19 protein-coding genes, 1 tRNA gene and 1 pseudogene are annotated in these 26,470 nt (G+C 65.4%); 16 read left to right on the forward strand and 5 right to left on the reverse strand.

The features are described from left to right. Nucleotides 1–99, forward strand: a 99-nt coding sequence (locus H7K34_RS26835; RefSeq protein ID WP_372510652.1) for an integrase core domain-containing protein, incomplete at its 5' end; no start/stop codon positions are given. Between the two features lie 73 nt (nucleotides 100–172). Here the strand turns inward: H7K34_RS26835 and H7K34_RS00010 are convergent. Continuing rightward, nucleotides 173–249 (reverse strand) — tRNA-Arg (locus H7K34_RS00010). A 186-nt stretch (nucleotides 250–435) separates the two neighbouring features. Here H7K34_RS00010 and lipQ point away from each other — a divergent pair. From lipQ to H7K34_RS00060, 10 genes and pseudogenes are all read left to right on the forward strand, one after another. Beyond that, complete coding sequence (gene lipQ / locus H7K34_RS00015; protein WP_264058447.1) at nucleotides 436–1,683, forward strand: esterase LipQ; 1,248 nt, start codon at nucleotides 436–438, stop codon at nucleotides 1,681–1,683. Between the two features lie 185 nt (nucleotides 1,684–1,868). Then, complete coding sequence (locus H7K34_RS00020; protein WP_264058456.1) at nucleotides 1,869–3,341, forward strand: wax ester/triacylglycerol synthase family O-acyltransferase; 1,473 nt, start codon at nucleotides 1,869–1,871, stop codon at nucleotides 3,339–3,341. Next, a complete protein-coding gene (locus H7K34_RS00025) occupies nucleotides 3,338–5,080 on the forward strand; it encodes an HAD-IB family hydrolase/lysophospholipid acyltransferase family protein (RefSeq protein ID WP_264058458.1) in 1,743 nt (580 codons plus the stop codon). The genes H7K34_RS00020 and H7K34_RS00025 overlap by 4 nt, the downstream gene beginning before the upstream one ends. Then, nucleotides 5,077–7,431 (forward strand): glycerol-3-phosphate 1-O-acyltransferase, encoded by a 2,355-nt coding sequence (locus H7K34_RS00030; protein WP_264058461.1) that lies wholly within the window; start codon nucleotides 5,077–5,079, stop codon nucleotides 7,429–7,431. The genes H7K34_RS00025 and H7K34_RS00030 overlap by 4 nt, the downstream gene beginning before the upstream one ends. 37 nt (nucleotides 7,432–7,468) lie before the next feature. Further along, the gene (locus H7K34_RS00035) at nucleotides 7,469–9,502 is read left to right on the forward strand and encodes a cytochrome c oxidase assembly protein (RefSeq protein ID WP_264058463.1); all 2,034 of its coding nucleotides are present in this window, start codon (nucleotides 7,469–7,471) and stop codon (nucleotides 9,500–9,502) included. Nucleotides 9,503–9,663: 161 nt separating this feature from the next. Next, complete coding sequence (locus tag H7K34_RS00040) at nucleotides 9,664–10,146, forward strand: single-stranded DNA-binding protein (protein WP_372510644.1); 483 nt, start codon at nucleotides 9,664–9,666, stop codon at nucleotides 10,144–10,146. A 91-nt stretch (nucleotides 10,147–10,237) separates the two neighbouring features. Next, a complete protein-coding gene (ettA, locus tag H7K34_RS00045) occupies nucleotides 10,238–11,914 on the forward strand; it encodes an energy-dependent translational throttle protein EttA (protein WP_108921654.1) in 1,677 nt (558 codons plus the stop codon). A 103-nt stretch (nucleotides 11,915–12,017) separates the two neighbouring features. Next, nucleotides 12,018–16,845 (forward strand): annotated as a pseudogene (locus tag H7K34_RS00050) (NAD-glutamate dehydrogenase). Further along, nucleotides 16,842–17,255, forward strand: a complete 414-nt coding sequence (locus H7K34_RS00055; protein WP_108921656.1) for an acyl-CoA thioesterase — start codon at nucleotides 16,842–16,844, stop codon at nucleotides 17,253–17,255. The pseudogene H7K34_RS00050 and the gene H7K34_RS00055 overlap by 4 nt, the downstream one beginning before the upstream one ends. A gap of 32 nt (nucleotides 17,256–17,287) precedes the next feature. After that, nucleotides 17,288–17,914, forward strand: a complete 627-nt coding sequence (locus tag H7K34_RS00060) for a hypothetical protein (protein ID WP_276059122.1) — start codon at nucleotides 17,288–17,290, stop codon at nucleotides 17,912–17,914. Nucleotides 17,915–17,922: 8 nt separating this feature from the next. Here H7K34_RS00060 and H7K34_RS00065 read toward each other — a convergent pair whose 3' ends face one another. The 3 genes from H7K34_RS00065 to H7K34_RS00075 are packed head-to-tail and all read right to left on the reverse strand — an operon-like array spanning nucleotide 17,923 to nucleotide 21,009. Beyond that, nucleotides 17,923–18,960: an FAD-dependent oxidoreductase gene (locus H7K34_RS00065; protein ID WP_264058471.1), complete on the reverse strand. Its 1,038-nt coding sequence runs from the start codon at nucleotides 18,958–18,960 to the stop codon at nucleotides 17,923–17,925. A 54-nt stretch (nucleotides 18,961–19,014) separates the two neighbouring features. Next, entirely contained in the window at nucleotides 19,015–20,583 is a 1,569-nt protein-coding gene (locus H7K34_RS00070) for a glycoside hydrolase family 13 protein (RefSeq protein WP_264058473.1), read from the reverse strand. 39 nt (nucleotides 20,584–20,622) lie between these two features. Then, nucleotides 20,623–21,009: a globin gene (locus H7K34_RS00075; protein ID WP_264058766.1), complete on the reverse strand. Its 387-nt coding sequence runs from the start codon at nucleotides 21,007–21,009 to the stop codon at nucleotides 20,623–20,625. A gap of 152 nt (nucleotides 21,010–21,161) precedes the next feature. Here H7K34_RS00075 and H7K34_RS00080 point away from each other — a divergent pair, with 152 nt between their 5' ends. From H7K34_RS00080 to H7K34_RS00090, 3 genes are all read left to right on the forward strand, one after another. Continuing rightward, nucleotides 21,162–21,833, forward strand: a complete 672-nt coding sequence (locus tag H7K34_RS00080) for an HNH endonuclease (protein WP_264058481.1) — start codon at nucleotides 21,162–21,164, stop codon at nucleotides 21,831–21,833. A 67-nt stretch (nucleotides 21,834–21,900) separates the two neighbouring features. After that, nucleotides 21,901–22,125, forward strand: a complete 225-nt coding sequence (ctaJ, locus tag H7K34_RS00085; protein ID WP_108921689.1) for an aa3-type cytochrome oxidase subunit CtaJ — start codon at nucleotides 21,901–21,903, stop codon at nucleotides 22,123–22,125. Then, a complete protein-coding gene (locus H7K34_RS00090; RefSeq protein ID WP_165839787.1) occupies nucleotides 22,112–22,579 on the forward strand; it encodes a DUF5130 domain-containing protein in 468 nt (155 codons plus the stop codon). The genes ctaJ and H7K34_RS00090 overlap by 14 nt, the downstream gene beginning before the upstream one ends. Before the next feature lie 9 nt (nucleotides 22,580–22,588). Here H7K34_RS00090 and pepN read toward each other — a convergent pair whose 3' ends face one another. Next, entirely contained in the window at nucleotides 22,589–25,177 is a 2,589-nt protein-coding gene (gene pepN / locus H7K34_RS00095; RefSeq protein ID WP_264058493.1) for an aminopeptidase N, read from the reverse strand. A gap of 119 nt (nucleotides 25,178–25,296) precedes the next feature. Here pepN and H7K34_RS00100 point away from each other — a divergent pair, with 119 nt between their 5' ends. Together H7K34_RS00100 and H7K34_RS00105 are read left to right on the forward strand one after the other, a co-directional pair. Further along, nucleotides 25,297–25,920: a mycothiol-dependent nitroreductase Rv2466c family protein gene (locus H7K34_RS00100; protein WP_264058495.1), complete on the forward strand. Its 624-nt coding sequence runs from the start codon at nucleotides 25,297–25,299 to the stop codon at nucleotides 25,918–25,920. A gap of 70 nt (nucleotides 25,921–25,990) precedes the next feature. Continuing rightward, entirely contained in the window at nucleotides 25,991–26,470 is a 480-nt protein-coding gene (locus tag H7K34_RS00105; protein ID WP_264058497.1) for a ribose-5-phosphate isomerase, read from the forward strand.

A 26,470-nucleotide genomic window follows, 5' to 3' on the forward strand; every position in this document is an offset into this window, starting at 1 on the left:
GAGTGGGAGGACTACTACAACTACCATCGCCCCCACGGCGGCCTCGGCGGCCAGACACCCTACGAACGACTACGCCAGAAAACCCAGACCCGGCCGTAATCGATGACCGTCAGTCGCACACCCATCAGCCGAAGACGAACTGTCGCGCATCAACCGACGTCATACAAACAGTTGGTGCCCCCGGCACGACTCGAACGTGCGACCTAGGGATTAGAAGGCCCTTGCTCTATCCACCTGAGCTACGGAGGCAATGCGCAGGTCAGTCTATCCAACTATGGGCGTCATCCCGACTCGCCGACGCGACACGCGCGAAATGTCTTGCACCGCTATAGAAATCAGTTATCGTATTGAACCTCGACACACGTACAACATCAGCTGGTCAACAGCTGTTAACCGCAACGAGGCGTGTGTATAACGTCGAGGAGTGTCGTTTCAATGGGCGTGGCCACGAGTAGGACTGCGCGGTACGCGAGGGCGGGTTCTCAAGCGTTTCGCCTGGTAGCTGATGCCAAGGGAGCTTCTCGGGCGGCCGCCCTGCTGCTGCGCGGCTCACCGTTTGCCCTGGGCTGGTTCGCCGGCTGGCTTTCCACGGAATTCCCCCCGCACGTGGTGACCGGACACGCGTTGTCCCGGGTCTCGGCACCGTCCATCGGGCGTGTCGGCGCCACCTGGGCCGGTCAGCGTGCCGAGCAAACGCTCACCGCGGCTCTCGAGGAGTCTTTCGGGTCGGGCTACGTCGACGAGGTTTCCCATCCGGCGTGCGAGGAATCCGAGTGTGCACCGCGCAGCGGGCTGCTGAGCCGGCCCGGCCCACACCGCCGGTATGCCGCTGAAACCTCGGACATTTCCTACGGTCCGCGTGGTCGCGACAATCTGCTCGACATTTGGCGACGTCATGACATGGCCCCGGGCCGCCGTGCCCCGGTGCTGATCCAGGTCCCGGGAGGGGCGTGGGCCGTCAACGGCAAGCGCGGCCAGGCCTACACGCTGATGAGCCGGATGGTGGAACTCGGCTGGATCTGCGTGTCGATCGACTACAGCAAGAGCCCGCGCTCCACGTTTCCGGCGCACCTGGTCGACGTGAAGCGGGCGATCGCCTGGGTCCGCGAGAACATCGCCGACTACGGTGGCGACCCCGGCTTCATCGCGATCACCGGCGGCTCGGCGGGCGGGCACCTGGCTTCGCTGGCCGCACTGACCCCCAATGACCCGCGGTTTCAGCCCGGATTCGAAAGCGCCGACACCACGGTCCAGGCGGCCGTGCCCTACTACGGGGTCTACGACTTCACCAACGCCGACGTCATGCACGAACTGATGCTGCCGTTCCTCGAGCAGTTCGTGATGCGGGCTCGGTACGCCGACGCACCCGAGCGGTTCGAGGCGGCGTCACCGATTTCCTATGTGCACGACGAGGCGCCCCCGTTCTTCGTGCTGCACGGTGCGAAAGACGAGTTGGTTCCCTGCACCCAGGCTCGGACGTTCTGCGCGGCGATGCGCGGCGCCGGAGCTGCGACCGTGACGTACGCCGAACTCGCCAACGCCCACCACGCTTTCGACATCCTGTCCACGGCCCGGTCGCGGCTGGCCGCCAACGCCGTCGCCGACTTCCTGGGCATCGTGTATGGACGGCACCAGAGCTCGGCGCTCGATGCGTGGCCGCTCTCGGCGTCGTCGGCCAGCTGAGTTGCGCGGATCAACTGCCTGCGACAACCTTTCGTCCGGCGCGCCGATGTGCTCGCGGTAGCGACCGAATCGTGCCTTTCACCAGCGCGTCAACCCGACTAGCGTTGGTGTGTCTTTCCGGTTGGCGGAGCTGAGGCAGGAGGCTTGATCGGCGGTGACGAGGTTGACGCGTCGGGTGAATGATCATGGCTGACTCTGTTGAGGGCGTTGGGGCGTCCGACGAGCTCGGCCCGGTCGACTATCTGCTGCATCGGGGCGAGGCGAATCCGCGGACCCGCTCGGGCATCATGGCGCTGGAACTGCTCGACACCACCCCGGACTGGGACCGGTTTCGCACCCGATTCGAAAACGCGTCGCGAAAGGTGCTGCGGCTGCGGCAGAAGGTGGTGGTGCCGACGCTGCCGACGGCCAATCCGCGCTGGGTGGTGGACCCCGACTTCAACCTGGACTTCCACGTCCGGCGGATGCGCGTGTCCCAACCCCGCACCCTGCGCGAAGTATTCGATCTCGCTGAGCTGATCCTGCAGTCACCGCTGGACATCTCGCGGCCACTGTGGACGGCCACCCTGGTTGAGGGTCTGCCCGACGGCCAGGCCGCGACACTGCTGCACATCAGCCACGCGGTCACCGACGGCGTCGGCGGGGTGGAGATGTTCGCCGAGATCTACGATCTCGAGCGCGATCCGCCCGCCAGGCCGATACCGCCGCTGCCCATCCCGCAGGATCTGTCACCCAACGATCTGATGCGGCAAGGCCTCAACCGCTTGCCGTTCGCCATCGTCGGCAGCGTGGCGGGCGCGGTGGCCGGGGCGGTGTCCGCGGCCGGGCGAGCGCTACTGGAACCCGTCTCAACGGTGTCGGGGATCGTGGATTACGCCGTCTCGGGTGTGCGGGTCGTCAACCGCGCTGCGGACCCCTCGCCGGTGCTGCGCCGGCGCAGCCTCGCCTCGCGCACCGAGGCGATCGACATCCGGCTCTCGGATCTGCACCGGGCCGCGAAAGCCGGCGGCGGGTCGATCAACGACGCGTGTCTGGCGGGTTTGTCCGGCGCCTTACGCCGCTACCACCAGGCATTGGGAGTGCCGATCAGCACGTTGCCGATGGCGGTGCCGGTCAGCTTGCGGGCCGACGCCGACACCGCCGGCGGCAATCGATTCACGGGAGTCAATTTGGCGGCTCCGCTGGGCACCGCCGATCCGGTGTCGCGGATGAAGAAGATCCGTTCCCAGATGACCCAGCGCCGCGACGAGCCCGCGATGAACATCATCGGTTCGATGGCGCCGGTGCTCAGTGTTTTGCCGTCGGCGGTGCTGGAGGGGATCACCGGGTCGGTGGTCGGCTCCGATGTGCAGGCGAGCAACGTTCCGGTGTACCCGGGCGATACTTACATTGCTGGCGCAAAGGTCTTGCGGCAGTACGGTATTGGTCCACTGCCTGGTGTAGCGATGATGGTGGTCCTGATTTCACGAGGGGGGTGGTGCACCATCACCGTGCGCTATGACCGGGCAGCCGTGCAGAAGGAGGCGTTGTTCGCCCAATGTCTGCTGGAAGGTTTCGACGAGATACTCGCGCTGGCCGGTGATCCGCCGCCGCGTGCGGTGCCGGCTTCGTTCACCGAACAAGCCGATGCGCCATCTCAATCGGTGGCGGGCTCATGAGCCGCGCCGAAGAAGACCAGAAGGCAGCGCCCGCAAAGGATTTGCGCCTGCCCGGTTCGGTCGCCGAGATCCTCGCCAGTCCCGAAGGGCCCAAGATCGGCGCCTTCTTCGACTTGGACGGGACTTTGGTCGCGGGCTTCACCGCGGTGATCCTCACCCAAGAGCGGTTGCGTCGACGCGATATGGGCGTGGGCGAGCTGCTCAGCATGGTGCAGGCCGGGCTCAACCATACGCTCGGACGCATCGAGTTCGAGGACCTGATCGGTAAGGCCTCCGCTGCGCTGGCCGGTCGGCTGCTGACCGATCTCGACGAGATCGGCGAGCGGCTCTTCGCCCAGCGGATCGAGTCGCGGATCTACCCGGAGATGCGGGAGCTGGTGCGCGCACACGTGGCTCGCGGACACACCGTGGTGCTCAGTTCGTCGGCGCTGACCATTCAGGTCAATCCGGTGGCCCGCTTCCTCGGGATCGTCAACACTTTGACCAACAGATTCGAGACCAACGAAGACGGCTTGCTCACCGGCAGTGTGGTGGAGCCGATCTTGTGGGGTCCGGGCAAAGCCGCTGCGGTGCAACGGTTTGCGGCCGAAAACAGCATCGATCTCAAGGACAGCTACTTCTATGCCGACGGCGACGAGGACGTCGCGCTGATGTATTTGGTCGGCAATCCGCGGCCGACCAACCCCGAAGGCAAGATGGCCGCCGTAGCCAAGCGACGTGGCTGGCCGATCCTGCGGTTCAGCAGCCGCGGACCGGTGGGCCTGCGGCGACAGTTGCGGACTCTCGCGGGCTTCGGGTCGATGTTCCCGGTCGGGGCCGGTGCGGTGGCGGTGGGCGTGCTGACGGGCAGCCGGCGGCGTGGCGTGAACTTCTTCACCGCCAACTTTTCCCAGGCCGTCTTGGCGGCTACCGGAGTGCATTTGAATGTCATCGGAAAAGACAATCTGACCGCGCAGCGGCCGGCCGTCTTCATCTTCAACCATCGCAACCAAGTCGACCCGATAATCTCCGGTGCGCTGATACGTGACAACTGGGTTGCCGTGGGTAAAAAGGAACTTGAGCGTGATCCGATCATGGGCACGCTCGGGAAGCTGCTGGACGGTGTATTCATCGACCGCGACGATCATGGCGCCGCTCTGGAGACCATGCAGACGGTCGAAGACCGAGCCAAAAATGGACTCTCCATTCTGATGGCACCGGAAGGCACCCGACTGGACACCACCGAGGTCGGGCCGTTCAAAAAGGGACCCTTCCGTCTCGCGATGGCGGCGGGTATCCCCGTGGTGCCGATCGTGATTCGCAATGCGGAGATCGTCGCGGCCCGAAACTCCACCACGATCAATCCCGGCACGGTTGACGTCGCGGTGTTCCCGCCGATTCCGGTGCAGGACTGGACAGTTGAGACGCTGCCGGATCGCATCGCCGAGGTACGTCAGCTGTATCTGGACACTTTGGCCAACTGGCCCGTCGATGAACTACCCCAGGCCGACCTGTACGCCGAGAAGAAAGCGGCGAAGAAGGCCCGAACCAGGTCCGCTGCCAAAGCCGCCGGGACCAAGGCCCCGGCTAAGAAGGCCAGGCCCAAAAAGGCGACGGCCAAACCTGTAGCCAAATCGCAACCGGCCCAGCCGAATCCGAATGAGTCCGAGGTCGCTCTCAAAGACGGTGAAGCGCCGCAGCTCGACGCGGACCAGCTCGGCGGCGCCGGGTCGACGTCTCGGCCCAGAGGGCGCACGTGACACAGCCGGTCGCAAATACCAGCGCAGTCCTGACCGCGCAAGATTCGCTGGTGTTGGCGTCCATGGATTCGGGCGTCGAAACGCAGCTGGTGATGGATTGGCTGAGCCAGCAGCGCGCCCAGAATCCGGATGTGAAGTTCGACGTGCTCAAACTGCCGCCGGGTGATGCGCCGCAGACAGCGCTGAATCTGCTTGTGGATCAGCTTGAGTCCGGAGAAGACAGATCGATTGTGCCGGTGCGGGTGTTCTGGCTACCGGCACCGGATCGCGGCAGGGCCGCGAAGCTGGCCGGGCTGCTTCCCGGCTGGGATCCCTACCACCCCAACCAACGTCGGCAGCGTTACATCCTGCGCAAGGATCGGCACCGGGCGCGGGTGGTGGCCGGCGAGGCGGCCAAGGTGTCCGAACTCCGCCAGCAATGGCGCGACACTACCGTCGGTCAGGACGAGCGAGATTTCGCTCAGTTCATCGCGCGCCGTGCCCTTTTGGCATTGGAACGTGCCGAGTATCGAATCCTGGGACCGCAGTACAAATCCCCGCGACTGCTGAAGCCAGAGATCTTGGCATCCACCCGATTTCGCGCGGGCTTGAAGAAGATTCCGGACGCAAAGGTCGACGAAGCGGGCAAGATGCTCGACGAATTGGCCACCGGATGGAGCCGGGTGTCCGTCGACCTGGTTTCCGTTCTGGCCAAGCTGATCTGCCGCGGATTCGAACCGGAGATCGACTACGACACATTTCAGATCGCGGCGATGCGCAACGGGCTGGAAGTTCATCCGGCGGTGCTGCTGTTCTCGCACCGGTCCTACATCGACGGTGCGGTGGTGCCGGTCGCGATGCAGGAAAACCGGTTGCCGCCGGTGCATGTGTTCGCCGGTATCAACCTGTCTTTCGGATTGATGGGCCCGTTACTGCGCCGCTCTGGCGTCATCTTCATCCGCCGCGACATCGCCAACAACCCGCTCTACAAGTACGTGCTGCGCGAATACGTCGGCTACATCGTCGAGAAGCGATTCAATCTGAGCTGGTCCATCGAAGGCACTCGGTCGCGCACCGGCAAGATGCTGCCGCCCAAGCTCGGACTGATGTCGTATGTGGCCGATGCCTATCTTGACGGCCGCAGCGAAGACATTCTGCTGCAACCGGTCTCGATCGGTTTCGACCAGTTGCACGAGACGGCCGAATACGCCGCCTACGCGCGCGGCGGAGAAAAGACACCCGAAGGCGTGCTGTGGCTGTACAACTTCATCAAGGCTCAGGGCGAACGCAACTACGGCAAGATCTATGTCCGTTTCCCCGAAGCCGTCTCGATGCGGCAGCACCTCGGCCCGCCGCATGGCGCGCTGGCCCAAGACAACGACGCTAAACGGCTTGCACTGCAGAAGATGTCGTTCGAAGTCGCGTGGCGGATCCTGCGGGCGACGCCGGTGACGGCGACGGGTTTGGTGTGCGGATTGCTGCTCACCACCCGCGGCGCCGCGCTCACGCTGGACCAACTGCACCACACGTTGCAAGATGCACTGGACTATCTCGACCGCAAGAACACCCCGGTGTCGACGAGTGCGTTGCGGCTGCGCACGAGCGAAGGGGTGGGCGCGGCCGTCGACGCACTGTCCAACGGACATCCGATCACCCGCGTCGACAGTGGCCGCGAGCCGGTGTGGCTCATCGAGCCCGACCAGGAGCACGCCGCGGCGTTCTACCGCAACTCGGTCATCCACGCCTTCCTGGAGACCTCGATCGTCGAACTGGCTCTGGCGCACACCAGACACGCCGAAGGCGATCGCATCGGGGCGTTCTGGGCTCAGGCGATGCGGCTGCGCGATCTGCTGAAGTTCGACTTCTACTTCGCCGATTCGGCGGCGTTCCGCGACAACATCGCCGAAGAGATGGCATGGCATGACGATTGGGAGGCACACGTCGCCGCCGGCGGCGAGGAGATCGACGCGATGCTGTTTGCCAAGCGGCCGTTGATGTCCGACGCGATGCTGCGGGTGTTCTTCGAGGCCTACGAGATCGTCGCCGACGTGTTGCGGGATGCGCCCGCGGATATCGGACAAAACGAACTCACGGAGTTGGCGCTCGGGGTCGGTCGGCAATACGTGGCACAGACCCGGGTGCGCAGCAGCGAATCGGTGTCCACGTTGCTCTTCGCCACCGCGCGCCAGGTCGTTGCCGACCAGGATCTGATCGCACCGGCCGCGGATCTGACCGAGCGCCGGGCCGCCTTCCGGCGCGAATTGCGGGCGATTCTGCGGGATTTCGGGTATGTCGAGCAAATCGCGCGCAACCAGTTCGCCGCCCGCGAGTACCAAGCGCGTCAGGAGCGCATCGCCCGCCAGGCCGGGTAGCGCGGTCTTTGCGGGCGCCCGCCCATACCCTGAATGCATGACGGTTGGCCAGTCCGCAGCCAAGGCCCGAGACCTGGTGTGGCCGCTGCTTACCGGCGTTGCGGTGCTGGCAGGCTGCACGGCCGCGGGCATCGGGGCGTTATCGCTGGCCGACGCGCTGACCGCCACCGGTCTGCCCGATCCTGGCTCGGCGACCACGCTGGGTCTGCCGTTCGTTCGGGCGGCGGGCGAGATCGCCGCGGTGCTTGCGGTGGGTTCGTTCCTCTTCGCCGCGTTCCTGGTGCCGCCGCAGAAGTCGGGCGTGCTCGACGCCGGCGGCTACCGCGCCCTGCGGGTGGGGACGGTCGCGTCGGGCGGGTGGGCGGTGTGCGCGTTCCTGCTGATCCCGCTGACCATTTCCGACGTCTCCGGTCATCGACTGTCCGAGCACCTCAATCCGCTGCGGCTGTGGTCTTTGGCCAGCCTGATCGGCACCGCTTCCGCCTGGCGCTGGACGGCGATCCTGGCCGCGGTGGTGACGCTGGCCAGTTTGGCGGTGCTGCGCTGGTCGTGGACCCCACTGCTGGTCGCCGGGTCGGTGGCCACCCTGATCCCGTTGGGGCTGACGGGCCACTCGTCGGCCGGTGGCTCGCATGACCTGGCTACCAACAGCCTCCTGATTCACCTCATCGCCGCCAGTTTGTGGGCCGGTGGCTTGCTGGCTCTGCTCGCCCACGCACTGCGCGGCGCTGACCACCTTGCGCTTGCGGCCCGGCGTTTCTCGGCCATCGCCCTGTGGTGCTGGGTCGCGATGGCGCTCAGCGGTGTGATGAACGCCCTGGTGCGGGTGTTGCCGTCGGACCTGCTGACCACCACGTACGGACGGTTGGTGCTGGCCAAGTTCGTCGCGTTGTGTGCGCTGGGCGTGCTGGGCTGGCGTCAGCGACGCGCCGGAGTTGTTGCGCTGCAAGATGATCCGCAAAAGCGCAGCGTGCTGGTCCGGCTGGCGCTGGTCGAGGCGGCCCTGTTCGGCATGACGTTCGGTATCGCCGTCGGGCTGGGCCGCACCCCACCGCCGCCGCCACCGCTGCGGCTGCCGTCGATTCCGGAGGCCGAGATCGGCTACGACTTCGACGGTCCGCCGACCGTGGCGCGCATCCTGATCGATTGGCGCTTCGATCTGGTCTTCGGCACGGCGGCAATCGTTTTGGCGGCGCTGTACGTAGCGGCCGTGGTGCGGCTGCGCCGCCGCGGCGATCACTGGCCGCCCGGCCGCATCGCGGCCTGGCTGCTGGGCTGCCTGACACTGCTGTTCGTGACGTCCTCGGGAGTCGGCCGCTACATGCCGGCGATGTTCAGCATGCACATGGCCGCTCACATGGGCTTGTCGATGCTGGTGCCGATCCTGCTGGTGCTGGGTGCGCCGGTCAGCCTGGCGTTGCGGGCGCTGCCCGCCGCCGGTCGCGATGATCCGCCGGCCATGCGGGAATGGCTGTTGGCCGCCCTGCACAGCCGGGTGTCACGCATCCTGACCAATCCGATCGTGGCCACGGTGCTGTTCGTCGCGGGTTTCTACGGCCTGTACTTCAGCAGCATCTTCGACGACGCGGTGGCCAGTCATGCCGGGCATCTGGCGATGAACCTGCATTTCCTGGTCAGCGGTTACCTGTTCTATTGGGTGGTGATCGGCGTGGACCCCACACCGCGGCCGATCCCGCCGCTGGCCAAGGTGGGTGTGGTGTTCGCCTCGCTGCCCATGCACGCGTTCTTCGGTGTGGAACTGATGGGCACCCCGACCGTGCTCGGCGAGGCTTACTACCGGTCACTGGGTTTGAGTTGGCATACCGACCTGCTGGGCGATCAGCGCTTGGGTGGCGGAATCGCTTGGGCCGCAGGGGAAGTGCCACTCGTGATCGTGATGCTCGCGTTGCTGGTGCAGTGGGCGCGCAGCGACGCCCGCACCGCGCGGCGTCTTGACCGGGCGGCCGACCGCGACGACGACGCCGACCTCACCGCCTACAACGCGATGCTGGCCGAGCTGGCCCGCGGCGGACCCAAGCCGGCATCGCAGGGGCCTGCGGCCGGGGAGTAATTCGCGTCCCGCGGCTTATCCCCAGTCGCGTCTTTGCACACAAGCTCGCCGCGATACCGCCGAGAACGGACCGGATTGCCGGCGACTCGTCGGTGCCTCGGCGCTCAATGAGCACCAAGCAAGACCGCTACCTGAGAAAAGTGCGAAAGGAAATTGAGCCCATGTTCGAAACCTCGCTGACCGTCGTCGGTCACATCGTCAACGACCTGCAGCGCCGCAAGGTCGGAAATCAGGAACTCATCAAGTTCCGGGTGGCCAGCAATTCACGTCGCCGCACCGGTGACGGCAGTTGGGAGCCGGGAAACTCGCTGTTCATCACCGTTAACTGCTGGGGAAAGCTGGTCACCGGCGTCGGTGCCGCGCTGGGCAAGGGTGCACCCGTGATCGCGGTGGGCCACGTCTACACCAGCGAATACGAGGACCGCGACGGCAATCACCGTTCGTCGCTGGAGATGCGGGCGACCTCGGTCGGCCCGGATCTGTCGCGCACGATCGTGCGCATCGAGAAGCCCGGCTACGCCGGTCCCGACGCCCAACCTCCGGCTGCTGTCGAGGGCACCGGGGACGAGCCGGCCGTCGACGACGACTCGGCGGAATCCAGCGACGGCGCCGAGGAGCCCACCCCGCTATCCCTGTCGGCTTAGCTGATGGTCGGGCGTCCGGTTCCACCTGTTGGGTGATGCCTAGGATGGTCCGCGAGATCAATCTCGAAGACCAGAAAGGCAAAACCGCGGCATGGCTGAGTTCATCTACACGATGAAAAAGGTCCGCAAGGCGCACGGCGACAAAGTGATCCTGGACGACGTCACATTGAGCTTCTTCCCGGGCGCCAAGATCGGTGTCGTCGGCCCTAACGGTGCCGGTAAGTCGAGCGTCTTGCGGATCATGGCCGATCTGGACAAGCCGAACAACGGCGAGGCGTTCCTGGCCAACGACGCCACTGTCGGCATCCTGCAACAGGAGCCGGCGCTCAACGAAGAGAAGACCGTTCGCGGCAACGTGGAGGAGGGCTTGGGCGAGATCAAGGTCAAGCTCGACCGTTTCAACGAGGTTGCCGAGTTGATGGCCACCGACTACTCCGACGAATTGATGGAGGAGATGGGCCGGCTGCAAGAGGACCTGGACCATGCCGACGCGTGGGACCTCGACTCGCAGCTGGAGCAGGCAATGGACGCGCTGCGCTGCCCGCCGCCCGACGAGCCGGTGACCAACCTGTCCGGTGGTGAGCGCCGGCGGGTAGCGCTGTGCAAGCTGCTGCTGTCCAAACCCGACCTGCTACTGCTCGACGAGCCGACCAACCACCTGGACGCCGAAAGCGTGCAGTGGCTCGAACAGCATCTCGCCAGCTACGCAGGTGCGATCCTGGCCGTCACCCACGACCGCTATTTCCTGGACAACGTCGCCGAATGGATCCTGGAACTCGACCGGGGCCGCGCCTATCCCTACGAAGGCAACTACTCGACCTACCTCGAGAAAAAGGCAGAGCGGATCGCGGTTCAGGGCCGCAAGGACGCCAAGCTGCAGAAGCGGCTGCAAGAGGAACTGGCCTGGGTGCGGTCCGGGGCCAAGGCGCGCCAAGCCAAGAGCAAGGCCCGCCTGCAGCGCTACGAAGAGATGGCCACCGAGGCGGAGAAAACCAGGAAGCTCGATTTCGAGGAAATCCAGATCCCGGTCGGGCCGCGGCTGGGCAACGTGGTGGTCGAGGTCGAACACCTGGACAAGGGCTTCGAAGGGCGCACCCTGATCAAGGACCTGTCCTTCACCCTGCCCCGCAACGGCATCGTCGGCGTCATCGGTCCCAACGGCGTCGGCAAGACCACGCTGTTCAAGACCATCGTGGGGCTCGAGGAGCCGGACAGCGGCATCGTCAAGGTCGGCGAGACCGTCAAACTGAGCTACGTCGACCAGAGTCGCGCGGGCATCGACCCGAAGAAGACCGTGTGGCAGGTCGTCTCCGACGGGCTGGATCACATCGTGGTCGGCCAGACCGAGGTGCCGTCGCGGGCTTACGTGTCGGCGTTCGGGTTCAAGGGCCCGGATCAGCAAAAGCCGGCCGGTGTGCTGTCCGGTGGTGAGCGCAACCGGCTGAACCTCGCGCTGACACTCAAGCAGGGCGGCAACCTGATCCTGCTCGACGAGCCCACCAACGACCTCGACGTCGAAACCCTGAGTTCGCTGGAGAACGCGCTCGAACAATTCCCCGGCTGCGCGGTGGTGATTTCGCACGACCGCTGGTTCCTCGACCGCACCTGCACGCACATCCTGGCGTGGGAGGGCGACGACGACAACGAGGCCAAGTGGTACTGGTTCGAAGGCAACTTCGGTGCATATGAGGAAAACAAAGTGGAACGACTTGGAGTCGATGCCGCCAGGCCGCACCGAGTGACCCACCGCAAGCTGACTCGGGACTAGTGTCAGGTTTGCCAGCTGCCCCGCGAGGACGCGCCCGATTCGGTCGCCGAGAAGTGGGGCGACTGCGCGTAGTGCTATCCGACTTGAGTTGGGGGCTAGCGGCATGACGATCGGTTCCGGACCGAAGCAGGCGACTACGCCGTGGACCGCGTTCACCAAGATGTCGGACATCCCCGAGTGGATCTCGAAGGCGTACATCGAGACCTATCGCGGCCCGCACGATAAGGAACCCGGCACCCTCGAAACCGGCATCATCGACCTGACGATCCCCGCCGCCATCGTCAGCCCGGCGTTGCTAAGCGCGCACTACCGGCTCGGCCAGCACCGCGCGCACGGCGAAAACTGCGTCGCCGTCTACCCACCCGAGGATCCGGCGGGCTTCGGGCCCGCGCTACAAGTCGTCACCGACCACGGCGGCATGCTGATGGATTCCATCACGGTGCTGCTGCACCGGCTCGGCGTCTCCTACACAGCTTTGATGACACCGGTGTTCGACGTGCAGCGCAACCCATCGGGGGACCTGCTCAGCATCGAGCCGAAAGCACCCGGCACGCCGCAATACGTCGGCGAGGCCTGGATCCACATCCAGTTTGTGCCGTCCGTCGACACCAAGGCGCTCGCCGAGGTCGAAACTGTGCTGCCCAAAGTCCTCAGCGACGTCCAGCAGGTTGCTGCCGACGCAGCAGCGATCATCGCCGCACTGAGCAACCTGGCCGCAGACGTCGAAACCAACCTCGGCGGCCACTTCTCAGCGCCCGACCGCGAGGATGTCGCGGCGCTGCTGCGCTGGCTGGGCAACGGGAATTTCCTGCTGCTGGGCTACCAGCGTTGCCGGGTACACGACGGTCTGGTCTCCGGCGACGGGTCAAGCGATCTCGGCGTGATGCGCAGCCGCACCGGTTCGCGCCCGCGGCTGACCGACGACGACAAGTTGCTGGTGCTGGCTCAGGCCACCGTCGGCAGCTATCTGCGCTATGGGGCATATCCCTATGCCATCGGGGTTCGCGAATACCTCGACGGCGGCGTGATCGAGCACCGCTTCGTCGGGCTGTTCACCGTCTCCGCTATGAACGCTGACGTTCTAGAGATTCCGTCGATCTCGCGCCGGGTCCGCGAAGCGCTGGCGATGGCCGACAACGACCCCGCCCACCCCGCCCAGCTGATCCTCGACGTGATCCAGACCGTCCCGCGCTCGGAGCTGTTCACCCTCAGCGGTGAACGGCTTTTCACGATGGCCAAAGCCGTGGTGGATCTTGGATCGCAACGGCGAGCGTTATTGTTCGTGCGCGACGACCGGTTGCGCTACTTCGTGTCCTGCCTGGTGTATGTGCCCCGCGATCGCTATACCACGGCGGTGCGGCTGCAGATCGAGGACATCCTGGTTCGCGAATTCGGCGGGACGCGACTGGAATTCACCGCGCGGGTCAGTGAATCACCTTGGGCACTCATGCATTTCATGGTGAGACTGCCCGAAGATGCCGGGCCGGTCGACGTTTCCGAGAACAACCGGATCCGAATCCAGGCGCTGGTCAGCGAGGCCGCTCGTACCTGGTCCGACCGGCTCATCGCCGCCGCGCCCACCGGCACGGTCACCCACGCCGACGCCGAGCACTACGCCGGCGCGTTCTCCGAGGCTTACAAGTCGGCCATCACTCCCGACGATGCCATCGACCAGATCGCCATCATCAAAGAGCTGACCGATGATTCGGTCAAGTTGGTGTTCTCCGACCACGGGGATGGCCTGGCTCACCTGAACTGGTTCCTGGGCGGACGCAGCGCCTCGCTGAGCCAGCTGCTGCCGATGCTGCAGAGCATGGGTGTCGTGGTGCTCGAGGAGCGCCCGTTCACGGTCACCCGGCCGGACGAATTGCCGGTATGGATCTACCAATTCCGGATCTCACCGCATCCGACCATCCGCCTGGCCGAGACGCAAGCCGAGCGCGACGCGATGGCGGAACGATTCGCCGAGGCGGTCACCGCGATTTGGCATGGCCGCGTCGAAATCGACCGCTTCAACGAGCTGGTGATGCGCGCGGGGCTGACCTGGCAGCAGGTCGTGCTGTTGCGTGCCTACGCAAAGTACCTGCGGCAGGCCAACTTCCCCTACAGCCAGTCCTATATCGAATCGGTGCTCAATGAGCACCCCTCGACCTCGCGATCACTCGTCACGCTGTTTGAGGCACTCTTCGATCCCGCGACGTCGGGATCGCCCGGCAATGATGCGCAAACGGCCGCCGCCGCGGTCGCCGCGGACATCGACGCCCTGGTAAGCCTGGACACCGACCGCATCCTGCGTGCCTTCGCGTCACTGGTGCAAGCCACCTTGCGCACCAATTACTTTGTGACACGCGAGGGTTCGGCCCGCGCGCAATGTGCTGGCGATCAAGCTGGACGCCCAGCTGGTCGACGAGCTTCCGCTGCCGCGCCCACAGTACGAGATCTTCGTGTATTCACCTCGCATCGAGGGCGTGCACTTGCGGTTCGGCCCGGTGGCTCGCGGCGGGCTGCGCTGGTCGGACCGGCGGGACGACTTCCGCACCGAGATCCTGGGTCTGGTCAAGGCGCAGGCGGTGAAGAACGCCGTCATCGTGCCGGTCGGGGCCAAGGGTGGGTTCGTCCTCAAGCGGCCGCCACTGCCCACCGGCGACGCCGCGGCCGACCGCGACGCGACCCGCACCGAAGGAGTCGCCTGCTATCAGCTGTTCATCTCCGGGTTGCTCGACGTCACCGACAACGTCGACCACTCCACCGGAAACGTCAGCCCGCCACCCCAGGTGATACGTCGCGACGGCGACGACGCCTACCTGGTGGTGGCCGCGGACAAGGGCACCGCCACCTTCTCCGACATCGCCAACGACGTCGCCAAGTCCTACGGCTTCTGGCTGGGCGATGCCTTCGCGTCCGGCGGGTCGGTCGGCTACGACCACAAGGCCATGGGCATCACCGCAAAGGGAGCCTGGGAAGCCGTCAAACGGCACTTCCGCGAAATGGGCGTCGACACCCAGACCGAGGACTTCACGGTCGTCGGCGTCGGCGACATGAGCGGCGACGTGTTCGGCAACGGCATGCTGCTAAGCAAGCACATCCGCTTGATCGCCGCCTTTGATCACCGGCATATCTTCCTGGACCCCAACCCCGACGCCTCGACGTCGTGGCCGGAACGCCAGCGGATGTTCGACCTGCCGCGCTCCTGCTGGGAGGACTATGACAAGTCGCTGATCAGCGAGGGTGGCGGCGTGTACAGCCGCGAGCAGAAGTCCATCCCGGTCAGCCCGCAGGTTCGCCAGGCCCTCGGCATCGACGACGAAGTCAGCGAGATGGCCCCGCCCAACCTGATGAAGGCGATCCTGCTCGCGCCGGTGGACCTGCTGTTCAACGGCGGCATCGGCACCTACATCAAAGCCGAGTCTGAATCCGACGCCGACGTGGGCGACCGCGCCAACGATGCGCTGCGGGTCGACGGAAACCAGTTGCGCGCCAAGGTGATTGGCGAAGGCGGTAACCTTGGCGTGACGGCCCTGGGCCGCGTCGAATTCGACCTGTCGGGCGGACGGATCAATACCGACGCGATGGACAACTCCGCCGGCGTGGACTGCTCGGACCACGAGGTCAACATCAAGATCCTGATCGATTCGCTGGTCACCGCCGGCAAGGTCAACGCCGACGAGCGCAGCCAGCTGCTGGAATCGATGACCGACGAGGTCGCCCAACTGGTGCTCACCGACAACGAGGACCAAAACGATCTGATCGGCACCAGCCGCGCCAACGCCGCCAGCCTGCTGCCGGTGCACTCGATGCAGATCAAGTACCTGGAAGAACACGGTATCGACCGCGAACTGGAAGCGCTGCCGTCGGAGAAGGAGATCCTGCGGCGCACCGAAGCCGGCATCGGTCTCACCTCACCCGAACTCTGCACGCTGATGGCCCACGTCAAGCTGCTCCTCAAAGAGGAGATGCTGACCACGGAACTGCCCGAGCAGGACGTCTTCAGGTCCCGGTTGCCCCGTTACTTCCCGACGCCGTTGCAGGAACGGTTTACTCCGGAGATCCGCACCCACCAGCTGCGCCGCGAGATCGTCACGACGATGTTGATCAACGACTTGGTGGACACCGCCGGCATCAGCTACGCCTACCGGATCGCCCAGGACGTTGGCGTCGGGCCGATCGACGCGGTACGCACCTGGGTCGCCACCGACGCCATCTTCGGCATTGACCACATCTGGCGGGGCATCCGTGCGGCGGACATCTCCGTCGCGCTGTCGGACCGAATGACCCTGGATACCCGACGGCTGATCGACCGTGCCGGACGCTGGCTGCTCAACTACCGTCCGCAACCCTTGGCCGTGGGCGCCGAGATCAACCGGTTCGCCGCCGAGGTCAAAGCGCTGACGCCGCGGATGTCGGAGTGGCTGCGCGGTGACGACAAGGCCATCGTCGAACAGGAAGCCGCGGCGTTCGCCGCCGAGGGCGCGCCCGTTGACCTGGCTTATCAGGTGGCCGCCGGCCTGTACCGCTTCAGCCTGCTCGACGTTATCGACATCGCCGACATCACCGAGACGGACACCGCAGAGGTCGCCGACACGTATTTCGCGCTGATGGACCGGCTGGGCACCGACGGCCTGCTCACCGCGATATCCGCGCTGCCGCGATACGACCGTTGGCATTCGTTGGCGCGCCTGGCAATTCGTGACGACATCTACGCCTCGCTGCGGTCGCTATGTCTGGACGTGCTGGCCGCGGGGGAGCCGGACGAAAGTGGCCAAGAGAAGATCGCCGAGTGGGAACACATCAGCGCCTCTCGGGTGGAACGGGCGCAGCGCACGCTCACCGAAATTTATGAAAGCGGCGCAAAGGATCTCGCGACGCTGTCGGTGGCCGCGCGTCAGATTCGCCGCATGACCCAAACCAGCGGACGGGGGCCCTCGGGGTGAGCATCGGGTACGTCGCACCAGTGCCGGTGCGCTGGTCGGACATCGACATGTACCAGCACGTCAACCACGCCACCATGGTCACGCTTCTAGAAGAGGCGCGGGTGCCTTTCCTCAAACCGGTTTTCGAGACCGACATCTTGGAGATCGGGCTGCTGATCGCCGATGTGCGCGTGACCTACAAGGATCAGCTGCGGTTAGTGGATTCGCCTCTGCAGGTGACTATTTGGACCAAGCGCCTGCGGGCGGTCGACTTCACGCTGGGCTACGAAGTGCGTTCGGTCAACGCCGATCCGGAGTCCAAACCTGCCGTCATCGCCGAGTCGCAGTTGGCCGCGGTTCATATCGAGGAGCAGCGGCTGGTGCGACTCTCGCCAGATCATCGGGGGTATTTGCAACGGTGGCTGCGTTAGCAGATCGCGGACTATGGCTGGGCCCCGAATCGATGGAGGCCCACCGCACGGATCTGGCTGCGTTCGTCGATCATGCGACGCGCCTCGACGACGCCGCGGTCATCCGTCTGCGCACCCGAACCTCCGAGTTGCTAACGGCTTGGAGCGCAACCGGTTTCGACGTGCTGGCCAGCCGGGTAGTGGTGGGCACTGTGCGCCCCGTTGACATGACGGTCGCTGCGGATGGATTGGCGCGCGGGCTGTCTGCGATGGACGACACGGGTTACGTCGATCCGGGCTTCGCCATGGACTCGTCGTGGCGCAGCGCGTTGCCCCCCGATTCCGGCTTCACCCACCTCGACGACGTGCCGGCCCAGGTGATGCTGGACCTCGCCTCGCGCGGGGCGCAGCTCGCCAAGGAGCACAGCAGCTCGCATGGTCCGCCGGCATCGCTGCTGGATCAGGAGCTGATCCGGGTCAGTTCGGCCGACACCAGCGTGGGGCTGCCGATGCGTTGCGTGTTCGCCTTGACCGCAATGGGTTTCCTGCCGCAGTCAAGGGATGCAATCGACGCGAGCGAAATTATCCGGGTTCGGACACTTCCCGCGTGGTTGCGGCTGGATGCCAGGTTCGGTTCGGTCTATCGCCGTCGCGGCGAGGCGGCAATGGTGCTGCGCTAAGCGCTGCGTCAGGCGCCGTACTGCAACCACAACGGCAACACCGAATTCAGGTAGTCCATGAATTTCTTGAGTCCCACCCGGTATTGGCCGAATCCGTATGGATCTTCGGCATATTCCGGAAACGCGACGCCCAGCCCGAACAGCCCGGGCGCAAGAATTCCGTTCCTTCGGTTGTAGTCCAGCTGGCCCCACTGCGGCGTCTCGGGCAGCTTTCTGCGCTCGAAGCCGACGGTGTAGACCACGCGATCGCACAGCGCGAGTTTGTCGTCGAATTCCGGGCTTGATACCCAGCACCTGTCCAGTCGATCCGGATACTTGCCGTCGATGTTCTCCCGAGCCCACGTCGCCGCCCGCCCTTTGAGGCCCGTATCGTCGAACAGAATCCAATCATCCAGATACACAGCGTATTTCAGCGGGCTTTGATAGAAATTGATCACCCGTTTGACGGGATGGCTCAGCAGATTGGGCAATACGATCATCGATGAGTGTGATGAGCCGAACACGGCCACTGTCGCACCGTCGAGCGACTGCTCGGCGAGCCGGTCCGGGTCCAGCGCGACCTCTACGGGGATCTCGTCCAGGCCGGGGTAAGTAAGCTTCTTGGGCACCGCGCCAACGGCGAGAATCACATTGTCGGAGACGACTTCTTGTTGCCCGGCGTGAATTCGCCATTGCCTGTTTTCCATATGCAGCGATGTTGCCGTCGTTTGAAAGACGTCTACCCGCTCACGCAGGTGCTGGGTAATCCACACCAAAGGATCCGCGACCAGGTCAAGGGCGCACGTGTCGTTCGGGTCGGCTTTGTGCAGCGGCAATGCCGGTGCCTGCGAGAATCGGAACGCCGAGGAGCCATTCAGGAAGCTCAGGAAGGTTTCGGCGATGGTGTTGCTCGACACCGCCCGCCACTTCTGGCCGAGATCGCCTGCCGCAAAAGCCGGATCAATCCAGGCGATTTTGCCTGCCTCGATGCCCTGATCTAAAAGCCTTCCCACCGCAGCAATTCCGGCGGGGCCAGCTCCGACGACTGCCCACGCATACGATGTCATGTAACACATATAGGCCAGCGCGGCCCGCGACGCGAATCGGTCGTCGGTGGGAGGCTAGACCAACCAGGCCACCGTGTCGGTCGGCAGCTGCCCGTCGACCAGCGGCGCACTGGCGAAAATGAGTTCGCCGGCCGGTAGTGCCATCGGGCGCTTTCCGGTGTTCAGCGCGCACACCAGACCGCCGGTGCTGCGCCGGAATACCAGGGTTTCGGGCGTTGCCGCCAGCCACTGAAGCTCGACGCCGTCGAATTCTGCACGGTCCCTGCGTAATTCGAGCGCTGTGCGGAAAAATGACAACGTCGAGTTGGGATCGGCGTCCTGCTTTTCCACCGTCAGCGGCGCCCAATCCGCGGGCATCGGCAACCAGGTGTCGGGAGAGCTGGAGAACCCGAACGGGGGAGCGTCGCCCGACCACGGCAGCGGAACCCGGCATTTGTCGCGGCCCCGTTCGGTGTGGCCCGAGCGTTCCCACGTCGGGTCCTGCAACACCTCCTCGGGCAGGTCCAACACGTCGGGCAGGCCCAGCTCCTCGCCGTTGTAGATGAACACCGTGCCCGGCAGGGCCAGCATCACCATGGCCATGGCACGCGCACGGCGTAACCCGATTTCGCCGCCGCCGTAGCGGGTGACATCGCGGTCCACGTCGTGGTTGGACAGCGTCCAGGTCGGGACGGCGTCGTAGATCGCGATCGCCTTCAGCGAATTCTCGATCGCGTCGTGCATTTCGCCCGCGTCGAAGGCGATCTTGGTCAGCCGGAAATTGAAGCCGAGATGCAGTTCGTCGGGCCGTAGATACTCGGCCCACAACAGGTTGTCCATCACCCACACCTCGCCGATGGTGACCGCGTCGGGATAGTCGTCGACGATCTTGCGGATCCCGCGGTGAATCTCGTGCACGCTCGGGTTGTTGAAGCGCGGGTCGTCGTCGCTGTGCGACAACACCTTGACGCCTTCCTTCGCGTCGGGCAGGCCGGGCGGCTTGGCCATGCCATGTGCCACGTCGATGCGGAAGCCGTCCACCCCGCGGTCCAGCCAGAAGCGCAGCGACGTCGCGAAGTCGTCGAAAACCTCGGGGTTCTCCCAGTTGAGGTCCGGTTGTTCGGTGTCGAAAAGGTGCAGGTAGTACTGGCCGGGATTGCCGTCAGGTTCCACCACCCGAGTCCACGCCGAGCCGCCGAACACCGAAGTCCAATTGTTCGGCGGCAGTACCCCGTCGGGCCCCTTGCCGTCGCGAAACCAGTAGCGCTCCCGCGCATCGGTGCCCGGGCCGGCGGCCAGCGCCGCCTGGAACCACGGGTGCTGCGAGCTGGTGTGGTTGGGGACCACGTCCATCGTGATCTTGATGTCCAGCTCGTGCGCAGCCGCAATCAGCCGTTCGATCGCGGGCATCCCGCCGAACAGCGGATCGATGTCGCGGGGATCGGCCACGTCGTAGCCGTGGTCGGCCATCGGCGAGACAGTGACCGGGCTGAGCCAAATCGCGTCGATTCCCAGCGCTACCAGGTGATCCAGATGAGCTACCAGCCCGTCGATGTCGCCGACGCCGTCGCCGTTGCTGTCGGCGAACGATCGGGGATACACCTGGTAAAAAACCGCGTTCGACCACCATGCTCCGGGGCTCATGCTGCTCCGTTCAGTTCGCTGGGCGTTTAAGGCTAGAGATCAGAAAGGGGAATTGACGAGTGAGTTTGCCGCCATTTCCAAATAGTTGAGCAGCTCGCGACGGTGTTCGTCGTCGAGAGTCTGCGAGTCGACCGAGGCGACCGCGGTGTGCATGCACCGCAGCCACGCGTCGCGCTCGATGGGGGTGATCCGGAACGGCACGTGACGCATCCGCAGCCGGGGGTGACCACGCTGGTCGGAGTAGGTACGTGGGCCGCCCCAGTACTGCTCGAGAAACATGCGCAACCGCTCTTCGGCACCCTCTAGGTCGTCCAAGGGATACAGCTCACGCAGGATCTCGTCTTCGGGGACCTGCGCATAGAAGCGCGCCACGATCGTCTTGAAGGTCTCGGCACCGCCGACAGCGTCGTAGAAGGACTGTTGCACCTGATCCATCACGTCCCATTGTGGTGCATTGGTCGTCTGGCGAAGTAAAACGGGCCGGACTCCCCTTGCTGTTCACCGGCTCGACACGGCGTGCACCTGCAATTAGGCGTGCGATTGGCGCCGAATCATGGTGGACTATCGGCGGAGGATCTATGGCGCAGGGCAAGAGACGCCGCAGTCACCGAAGTTCTGGGGCCGCGGCAGGGTTAACCGGGCCCCCATCCGTGTCATCCCTGCATAGCGTTTCCCACCGCCCCGCCCCCGGCACCGATACCCATCCGCCCACCCGGCACGAAACGGTTTCGATCTGGAGTCGCCGACGGGTGCTGCTGCTGAATTCCACCTACGAACCCCTGACCGCGCTGCCGATGCGGCGAGCGATCGTGATGGTGATCTGCGGCAAGGCTGACGTGGTGCACGCCGATCCCACCGGGCCGATCATCCACTCGGCGAGCGAGTCGATCGTGGTGCCGTCGGTGATCCAACTGCGGACCTACGTCCGGGTTCCGTACCGGGCCCGGGTACCGATGACCCGCGCCGCGCTGATGCACCGCGACCGGTTCTGCTGTGCCTACTGCGGCGCGAAAGCCGACACCGTCGACCACGTCGTGCCACGCAGCCGCGGCGGCGAGCACTCGTGGGAGAACTGCGTCGCCTGCTGCTCAACCTGCAACCATCGCAAGGGCGACAAGCTGCTCGTCGAACTCGGCTGGGCACTTCGCCGGACGCCGCTGCCGCCGACGGGACAGCACTGGCGACTGCTGTCCACGGTCAAGGAGATGGATCCCACCTGGGTCCGGTACCTCGGTGAGGGCGCGGCCTGACCGCCAATCTGGTGTCCAAGCGCGCCGCTGGATCGCCGTGTGGGATACGGTTTGCGTCGTGAGCGCTATGGAGATTCACCTGTACTTGCTTGGAATACCGGCGTTGCTGGTGATCGTGCTGGCGGCGCTGATCTGGTCGCGCAAGGGGCCGCACCCCGCGACCTACAAGATGTCCGAGCCGTGGACGCATCCGCCGGTACTGTGGGCAGCCACCGACGAATTCGTCGGGCACTCACACGGACATCACGCATCGGAGTTCTCAGTCGGAGGTGGCGCCAGTGGCACATGGTGAGGTAGCGACGAAAGCACCCGCGGCACTGCCCATGGGTTTTGCGATGACCACCAGCGGTCGGGTGTCCGGCGTCACCGAGCCCGGTGAGCTGTCGGTGCACTACCCGTTCCCCACCAAGGACCTGGTCGCCATCGACGACGCCCTGAAATACGGTTCGCGGCAGTCGATGACGCGGTTCGCCGTCTACATCGGCGACTTGGGCAGCGACACCGCTGCGCGGGCCCGCGAGATCCTGGCTGATGTGCAGACCCCGAACAACGCGGTGCTGCTTGCCGTCTCGCCCGACCAAGCCATCATCGAGGTGGTCTACGGCGCGGAGGTTCGCGGCCGCGGGGCCGAGACGGCCGCCCCGCTGGGCGTGGCCGCCGCATCGTCGGCGTTCGAGCAGGGTCACCTGGTCGACGGCCTCGTCAGCGCGATCCGCGTGCTCAGCGCGGGGATCTCCCCAGCCTGACGGCGCTAGCTAAGCACCGTCGAACGTGCGGGCCCGCAACGCCCGCTTCACCCCGGCCTGCCCCTCGAGCACCAGGCGGCGCAAGGCCGGTGGTACCTCGGACTCCGGCCCGGTCAGGAATTTTTCGGCGGCGGCGACGCCGTCCTCGCTGATGTCGTAGGACGGGTACAGCCCGATCACCACCGTCTGGGCGACCTCGCTGGAGCGTCGCGCCCAGACGCCCGGGATGGCCTGGAAATAGCGTGCGGCGAACGGTTTGAGCAACTCACCCTGGCCGGGCGCCGCGAAGCCCGCGATGATCGCCCGGGCCGAGGTGTTGGCCACGGTGTCGTCCTCGACCACCGTGATGAACGCCTTCTCCTTGACGTCGAGCTGCGGGCGGGCCGCGGCCGCCGAGGCACCGTGGCGCTTGCCGGTGGCCGTCGGGTCGCGCCGCACCTCGGCATCGATGAACGGAGTCTCGAGCCCGTCGGCATCGACATCGCCGGCGGCGGACAGGGCGGTCACGATGCGCCAGCGCAGGTCGGTGTCGATCTCGAGGCCCGCCAGGCCCAACTCCGCGGGGTCGTTGTCGAGCAGGTCGGCCAGTGTCGCGATGTGCCGGCTGGACAGCACCGACGAGCACAGCGTATTGACGAAGGCGAGTTGGTGATCCGACCCCGGCTGCGCCGCGCGGGCCAGTTGCAGCACCCGGTCGGCGAACTGCGGCCAGCCATGCTCACGGGCCCAGCCGGGTTCGGCGTAGGAGCCCAGCGCCGTCTGCGCCTGCATCAGCAGCCGTTGCGCGACCCCGACTTCCGTCTCGGCCTGTACACCGCCGGACACCAGTGCCACGAAATCGCGGGCTCGCAGTTCGGCCTCGCGGGTCATCTCCCACGCCGCCGACCACACCAGCGAGCGGGGCAGCGGCTCGGCGATGTCGGCGATGCGCTCCAGTGCGGCTCGCAACGACTGGGTGTCCAGGCGCAGTGAGCAATACGTCAGGTCGTCATCGTTGACCAGGATCAGCTTGCCGGACGAAACACCAACCAGCGCAGGTACTTCCGTCTCCGGTCCGTCGACGTCGAGTTCCTCCCGGTGCACCCGCACCAGCTTGCCCGCGTCGTCTTCGTCGTAGATCCCGACGGCCAGCCGGTGCACCCGGGTCTCGCCGGCCCCCGGCGCGGCGCCGCTTTGTGTCACCACGAACCGGGTGAACTTCCCGTCGGCGTCGGTGTCGAATTCCGGGCGCAGTGTGTTCAGGCCGGTGGTCTTCAACCACTGCTGACCCCAGTTCGACAGGTCACGACCCGACGCCTGCTCCAGCGCGGACAGCAGATCGTCGAAGGTGGCGTTGCCGAATGCATGCGTGCGGAAGTAGTCGCGCAGCCCGGCCAGGAAGTGCTCCAGCCCGACGTAGGCGACCAGCTGCTTGAGCACCGAAGCGCCCTTGGCGTAGGTGATGCCGTCGAAGTTCACCTCGACAGCGGCCAGGTCGGGGATGTCGGCGGCGATGGGGTGCGTCGACGGCAACTGGTCCTGGCGGTACGCCCACGACTTCTCGACGGTGGCGAACGTCGTCCAGGCCTCGGTGAATTCCGTTGCCTCGCTTTGGCACAGCACCGACGCGAACGTCGCGAACGACTCGTTCAGCCACAGGTCGTCCCACCAGGTCATGGTCACCAGGTCGCCGAACCACATGTGTGCCATCTCGTGCAGCACCGTCTCGGCGCGCCGCTCGTAGGAGGCGCGGGTGACCTTGCTACGGAAGACATAGTCCTCCAGGAACGTCACCGCCCCGGCGTTTTCCATTGCGCCGGCGTTGAATTCGGGGACGAACAGCTGGTCGTACTTGCCGAACGCGTAGGGCAAGCCAAAGTTGCTGTGGTAGAAGCCAAATCCCTGCTTGGTCTGGGTGAACAGTCGGTCGGCGTCCATGTGCTGCGCCAGTGAGGCCCGGCAGTAGATGCCCAGCGGTATCTCACCGTGCTCGTCGCTGTAGGAGTCCTTCCACTCCGAGTATGGGCCCGCGATCAACGCCACCAGATAGGTGCTCATTCGCGGCGTGATCGCAAAACTGTGCACCCCGTTCTCGATCGAGACGGTTGCGCCGTTGGAGATCACCTTCCAGTGCGCCGGCGCGGCCACCCGCAAATCGAAGGTCGCCTTGAGGTCGGGTTGGTCGAAGCAGGCGAACATGCGCTTGGCGTCGGCGGTTTCGAACTGCGAGTACAGGTAGGTCTCGTCGTCCACCGGGTCGACGAAGCGATGCAGTCCCTCGCCGGTGTTGGAGTACTGGCAGTCGGCGTCGATGACGACGACGTTGCGATCGGCCAGGCCGCGCAACGGGATGCCGGTCGATTCGTCGTATCCCGAGACGTCCAAGTCGCGCCCGTTGAGGGTGGCGCTGCGAACGGTCTCGGCGGCGAGGTCGATAACCGTGTCTGCGCCGGCGAGTGCGTCGAACACCACGGTGGTGGTGGAGCGGAAAGTGCCTTCGCCGGGCCCGCCAGCAACGCCGGAGCCGTCGGTGACGTCAAGGCTGATCTGGTAGCTGTCGACGGTGATCAGTGCCGCGCGCTCGACGGCTTGGTCTCGGGTGAGGTTAGGAAGGGCCACGCGTCCAACTTAGTGGCGCCGCGGGCCGGCAGTGCGGAACGGGAACATGCGCGCGGCGACTACGGTTGAGCAAAGCGGTGCTCTGACCGCCCCCAAACTGTTTCCGAGAGGACTGCACAATGTCCGAGAAAGCCCCTGCTAAGGACGAAGCCGGCTTCTGGTTCGACCCGCTGTGCCCGTGGGCATGGATCACGTCGCGTTGGATCCTCGAAGTCGAAAAGGTTCGCGACATCGACGTGAACTTCCACGTGATGAGTTTGGCGATACTCAACGAGAACCGGGAAGACCTGCCCGAGGAATACCGGGATCGGATGAAGCTGGCCTGGGGCCCGGTCCGGGTGGCCATCGCCGCCGAACAGGCCCACGGCGCTGAGGTTTTGGCCCCGCTGTACACCGCGATGGGCACCCAGATTCACAACAAGGGCAACAAGGAACTCGAAGACGTCGTCAAGCTAGCGCTGGACGAGGTCGGTCTGCCCGCCGAGTTGGCCGCGGCCGCAACCAGCGAGGAATACGACGAGGCGCTGCGCAAGAGCCACCACGCCGGCATGGACGCAGTCGGCGAGGACGTCGGCACACCGACCATCCACGTCAACGGCGTGGCGTTCTTCGGCCCGGTGCTGTCGCGCATTCCGCGCGGTGAAGAGGCCGGCAAGCTCTGGGACGCCTCGGTCACCTTCGCCGCGTATCCGCACTTCTTCGAGCTCAAGCGCTCGCGTCACGAGCGCCCCGAGTTCGACTGACCTCGCCGCGCACCGCGACGCGACACCCCGCGAGTTGCGTCGCGCAGGCGTGCGGGTAAACATTGCGGTCATGCGCGTCTACCTGGGTTCTGACCACGCTGGATTCGAGCTCAAGCAAGCGATCATTGAGCACCTGAAAAAGACCGGGCACGAGCCGATCGATTGCGGCGCGTTCACGTATGACGCCGAAGACGACTACCCCGCGTTCTGCATCGACGCCGCAGCGCGCACGGTGGCCGACCCGGCAAGCCTCGGCATCGTCATCGGGGGATCGGGCAACGGCGAGCAGATCGCGGCCAACAAGGTTCCGGGCGCACGCTGCGCGCTGGCGTGGAGCGTCGAGACCGCGTCGCTGGCGCGCGAACACAACAACGCGCAGCTGATCGGCATCGGCGGCCGGATGCACACCGTGGCCGACGCATTGACCTTCGTCGACGCCTTTCTCAGCACGCCATGGTCGAAAGCGCAGCGCCACCAACGGCGTATCGACATTCTCGACGAGTACGAGCGCACCCACCAGGCGCCGCCGGTGCCCGGCGCGCAGGCTTAA

The sequence above is a fragment of the Mycobacterium montefiorense genome (assembly GCF_025823255.1).
GTDB lineage: Bacteria > Actinomycetota > Actinomycetes > Mycobacteriales > Mycobacteriaceae > Mycobacterium > Mycobacterium montefiorense.

What these genes read in the sequence shown, in the direction of transcription:
- lipQ (WP_264058447.1), top strand. Translation starts at nt 436, where the DNA reads ATGGGCGTGGCCACGAGTAGGACTGCGCGGTACGCGAGGGCGGGTTCT.
- H7K34_RS00020 (WP_264058456.1), top strand. Translation starts at nt 1,869, where the DNA reads ATGGCTGACTCTGTTGAGGGCGTTGGGGCGTCCGACGAGCTCGGCCCG.
- H7K34_RS00025 (WP_264058458.1), top strand. Translation starts at nt 3,338, where the DNA reads ATGAGCCGCGCCGAAGAAGACCAGAAGGCAGCGCCCGCAAAGGATTTG.
- H7K34_RS00035 (WP_264058463.1), top strand. Translation starts at nt 7,469, where the DNA reads ATGACGGTTGGCCAGTCCGCAGCCAAGGCCCGAGACCTGGTGTGGCCG.
- H7K34_RS00040 (WP_372510644.1), top strand. Translation starts at nt 9,664, where the DNA reads ATGTTCGAAACCTCGCTGACCGTCGTCGGTCACATCGTCAACGACCTG.
- ettA (WP_108921654.1), top strand. Translation starts at nt 10,238, where the DNA reads ATGGCTGAGTTCATCTACACGATGAAAAAGGTCCGCAAGGCGCACGGC.
- H7K34_RS00060 (WP_276059122.1), top strand. Translation starts at nt 17,288, where the DNA reads ATGGAGGCCCACCGCACGGATCTGGCTGCGTTCGTCGATCATGCGACG.
- H7K34_RS00065 (WP_264058471.1), bottom strand. Translation starts at nt 18,960, where the DNA reads ATGACATCGTATGCGTGGGCAGTCGTCGGAGCTGGCCCCGCCGGAATT.
- H7K34_RS00070 (WP_264058473.1), bottom strand. Translation starts at nt 20,583, where the DNA reads ATGAGCCCCGGAGCATGGTGGTCGAACGCGGTTTTTTACCAGGTGTAT.
- H7K34_RS00080 (WP_264058481.1), top strand. Translation starts at nt 21,162, where the DNA reads ATGGCGCAGGGCAAGAGACGCCGCAGTCACCGAAGTTCTGGGGCCGCG.
- ctaJ (WP_108921689.1), top strand. Translation starts at nt 21,901, where the DNA reads ATGGAGATTCACCTGTACTTGCTTGGAATACCGGCGTTGCTGGTGATC.
- H7K34_RS00100 (WP_264058495.1), top strand. Translation starts at nt 25,297, where the DNA reads ATGTCCGAGAAAGCCCCTGCTAAGGACGAAGCCGGCTTCTGGTTCGAC.
- H7K34_RS00105 (WP_264058497.1), top strand. Translation starts at nt 25,991, where the DNA reads ATGCGCGTCTACCTGGGTTCTGACCACGCTGGATTCGAGCTCAAGCAA.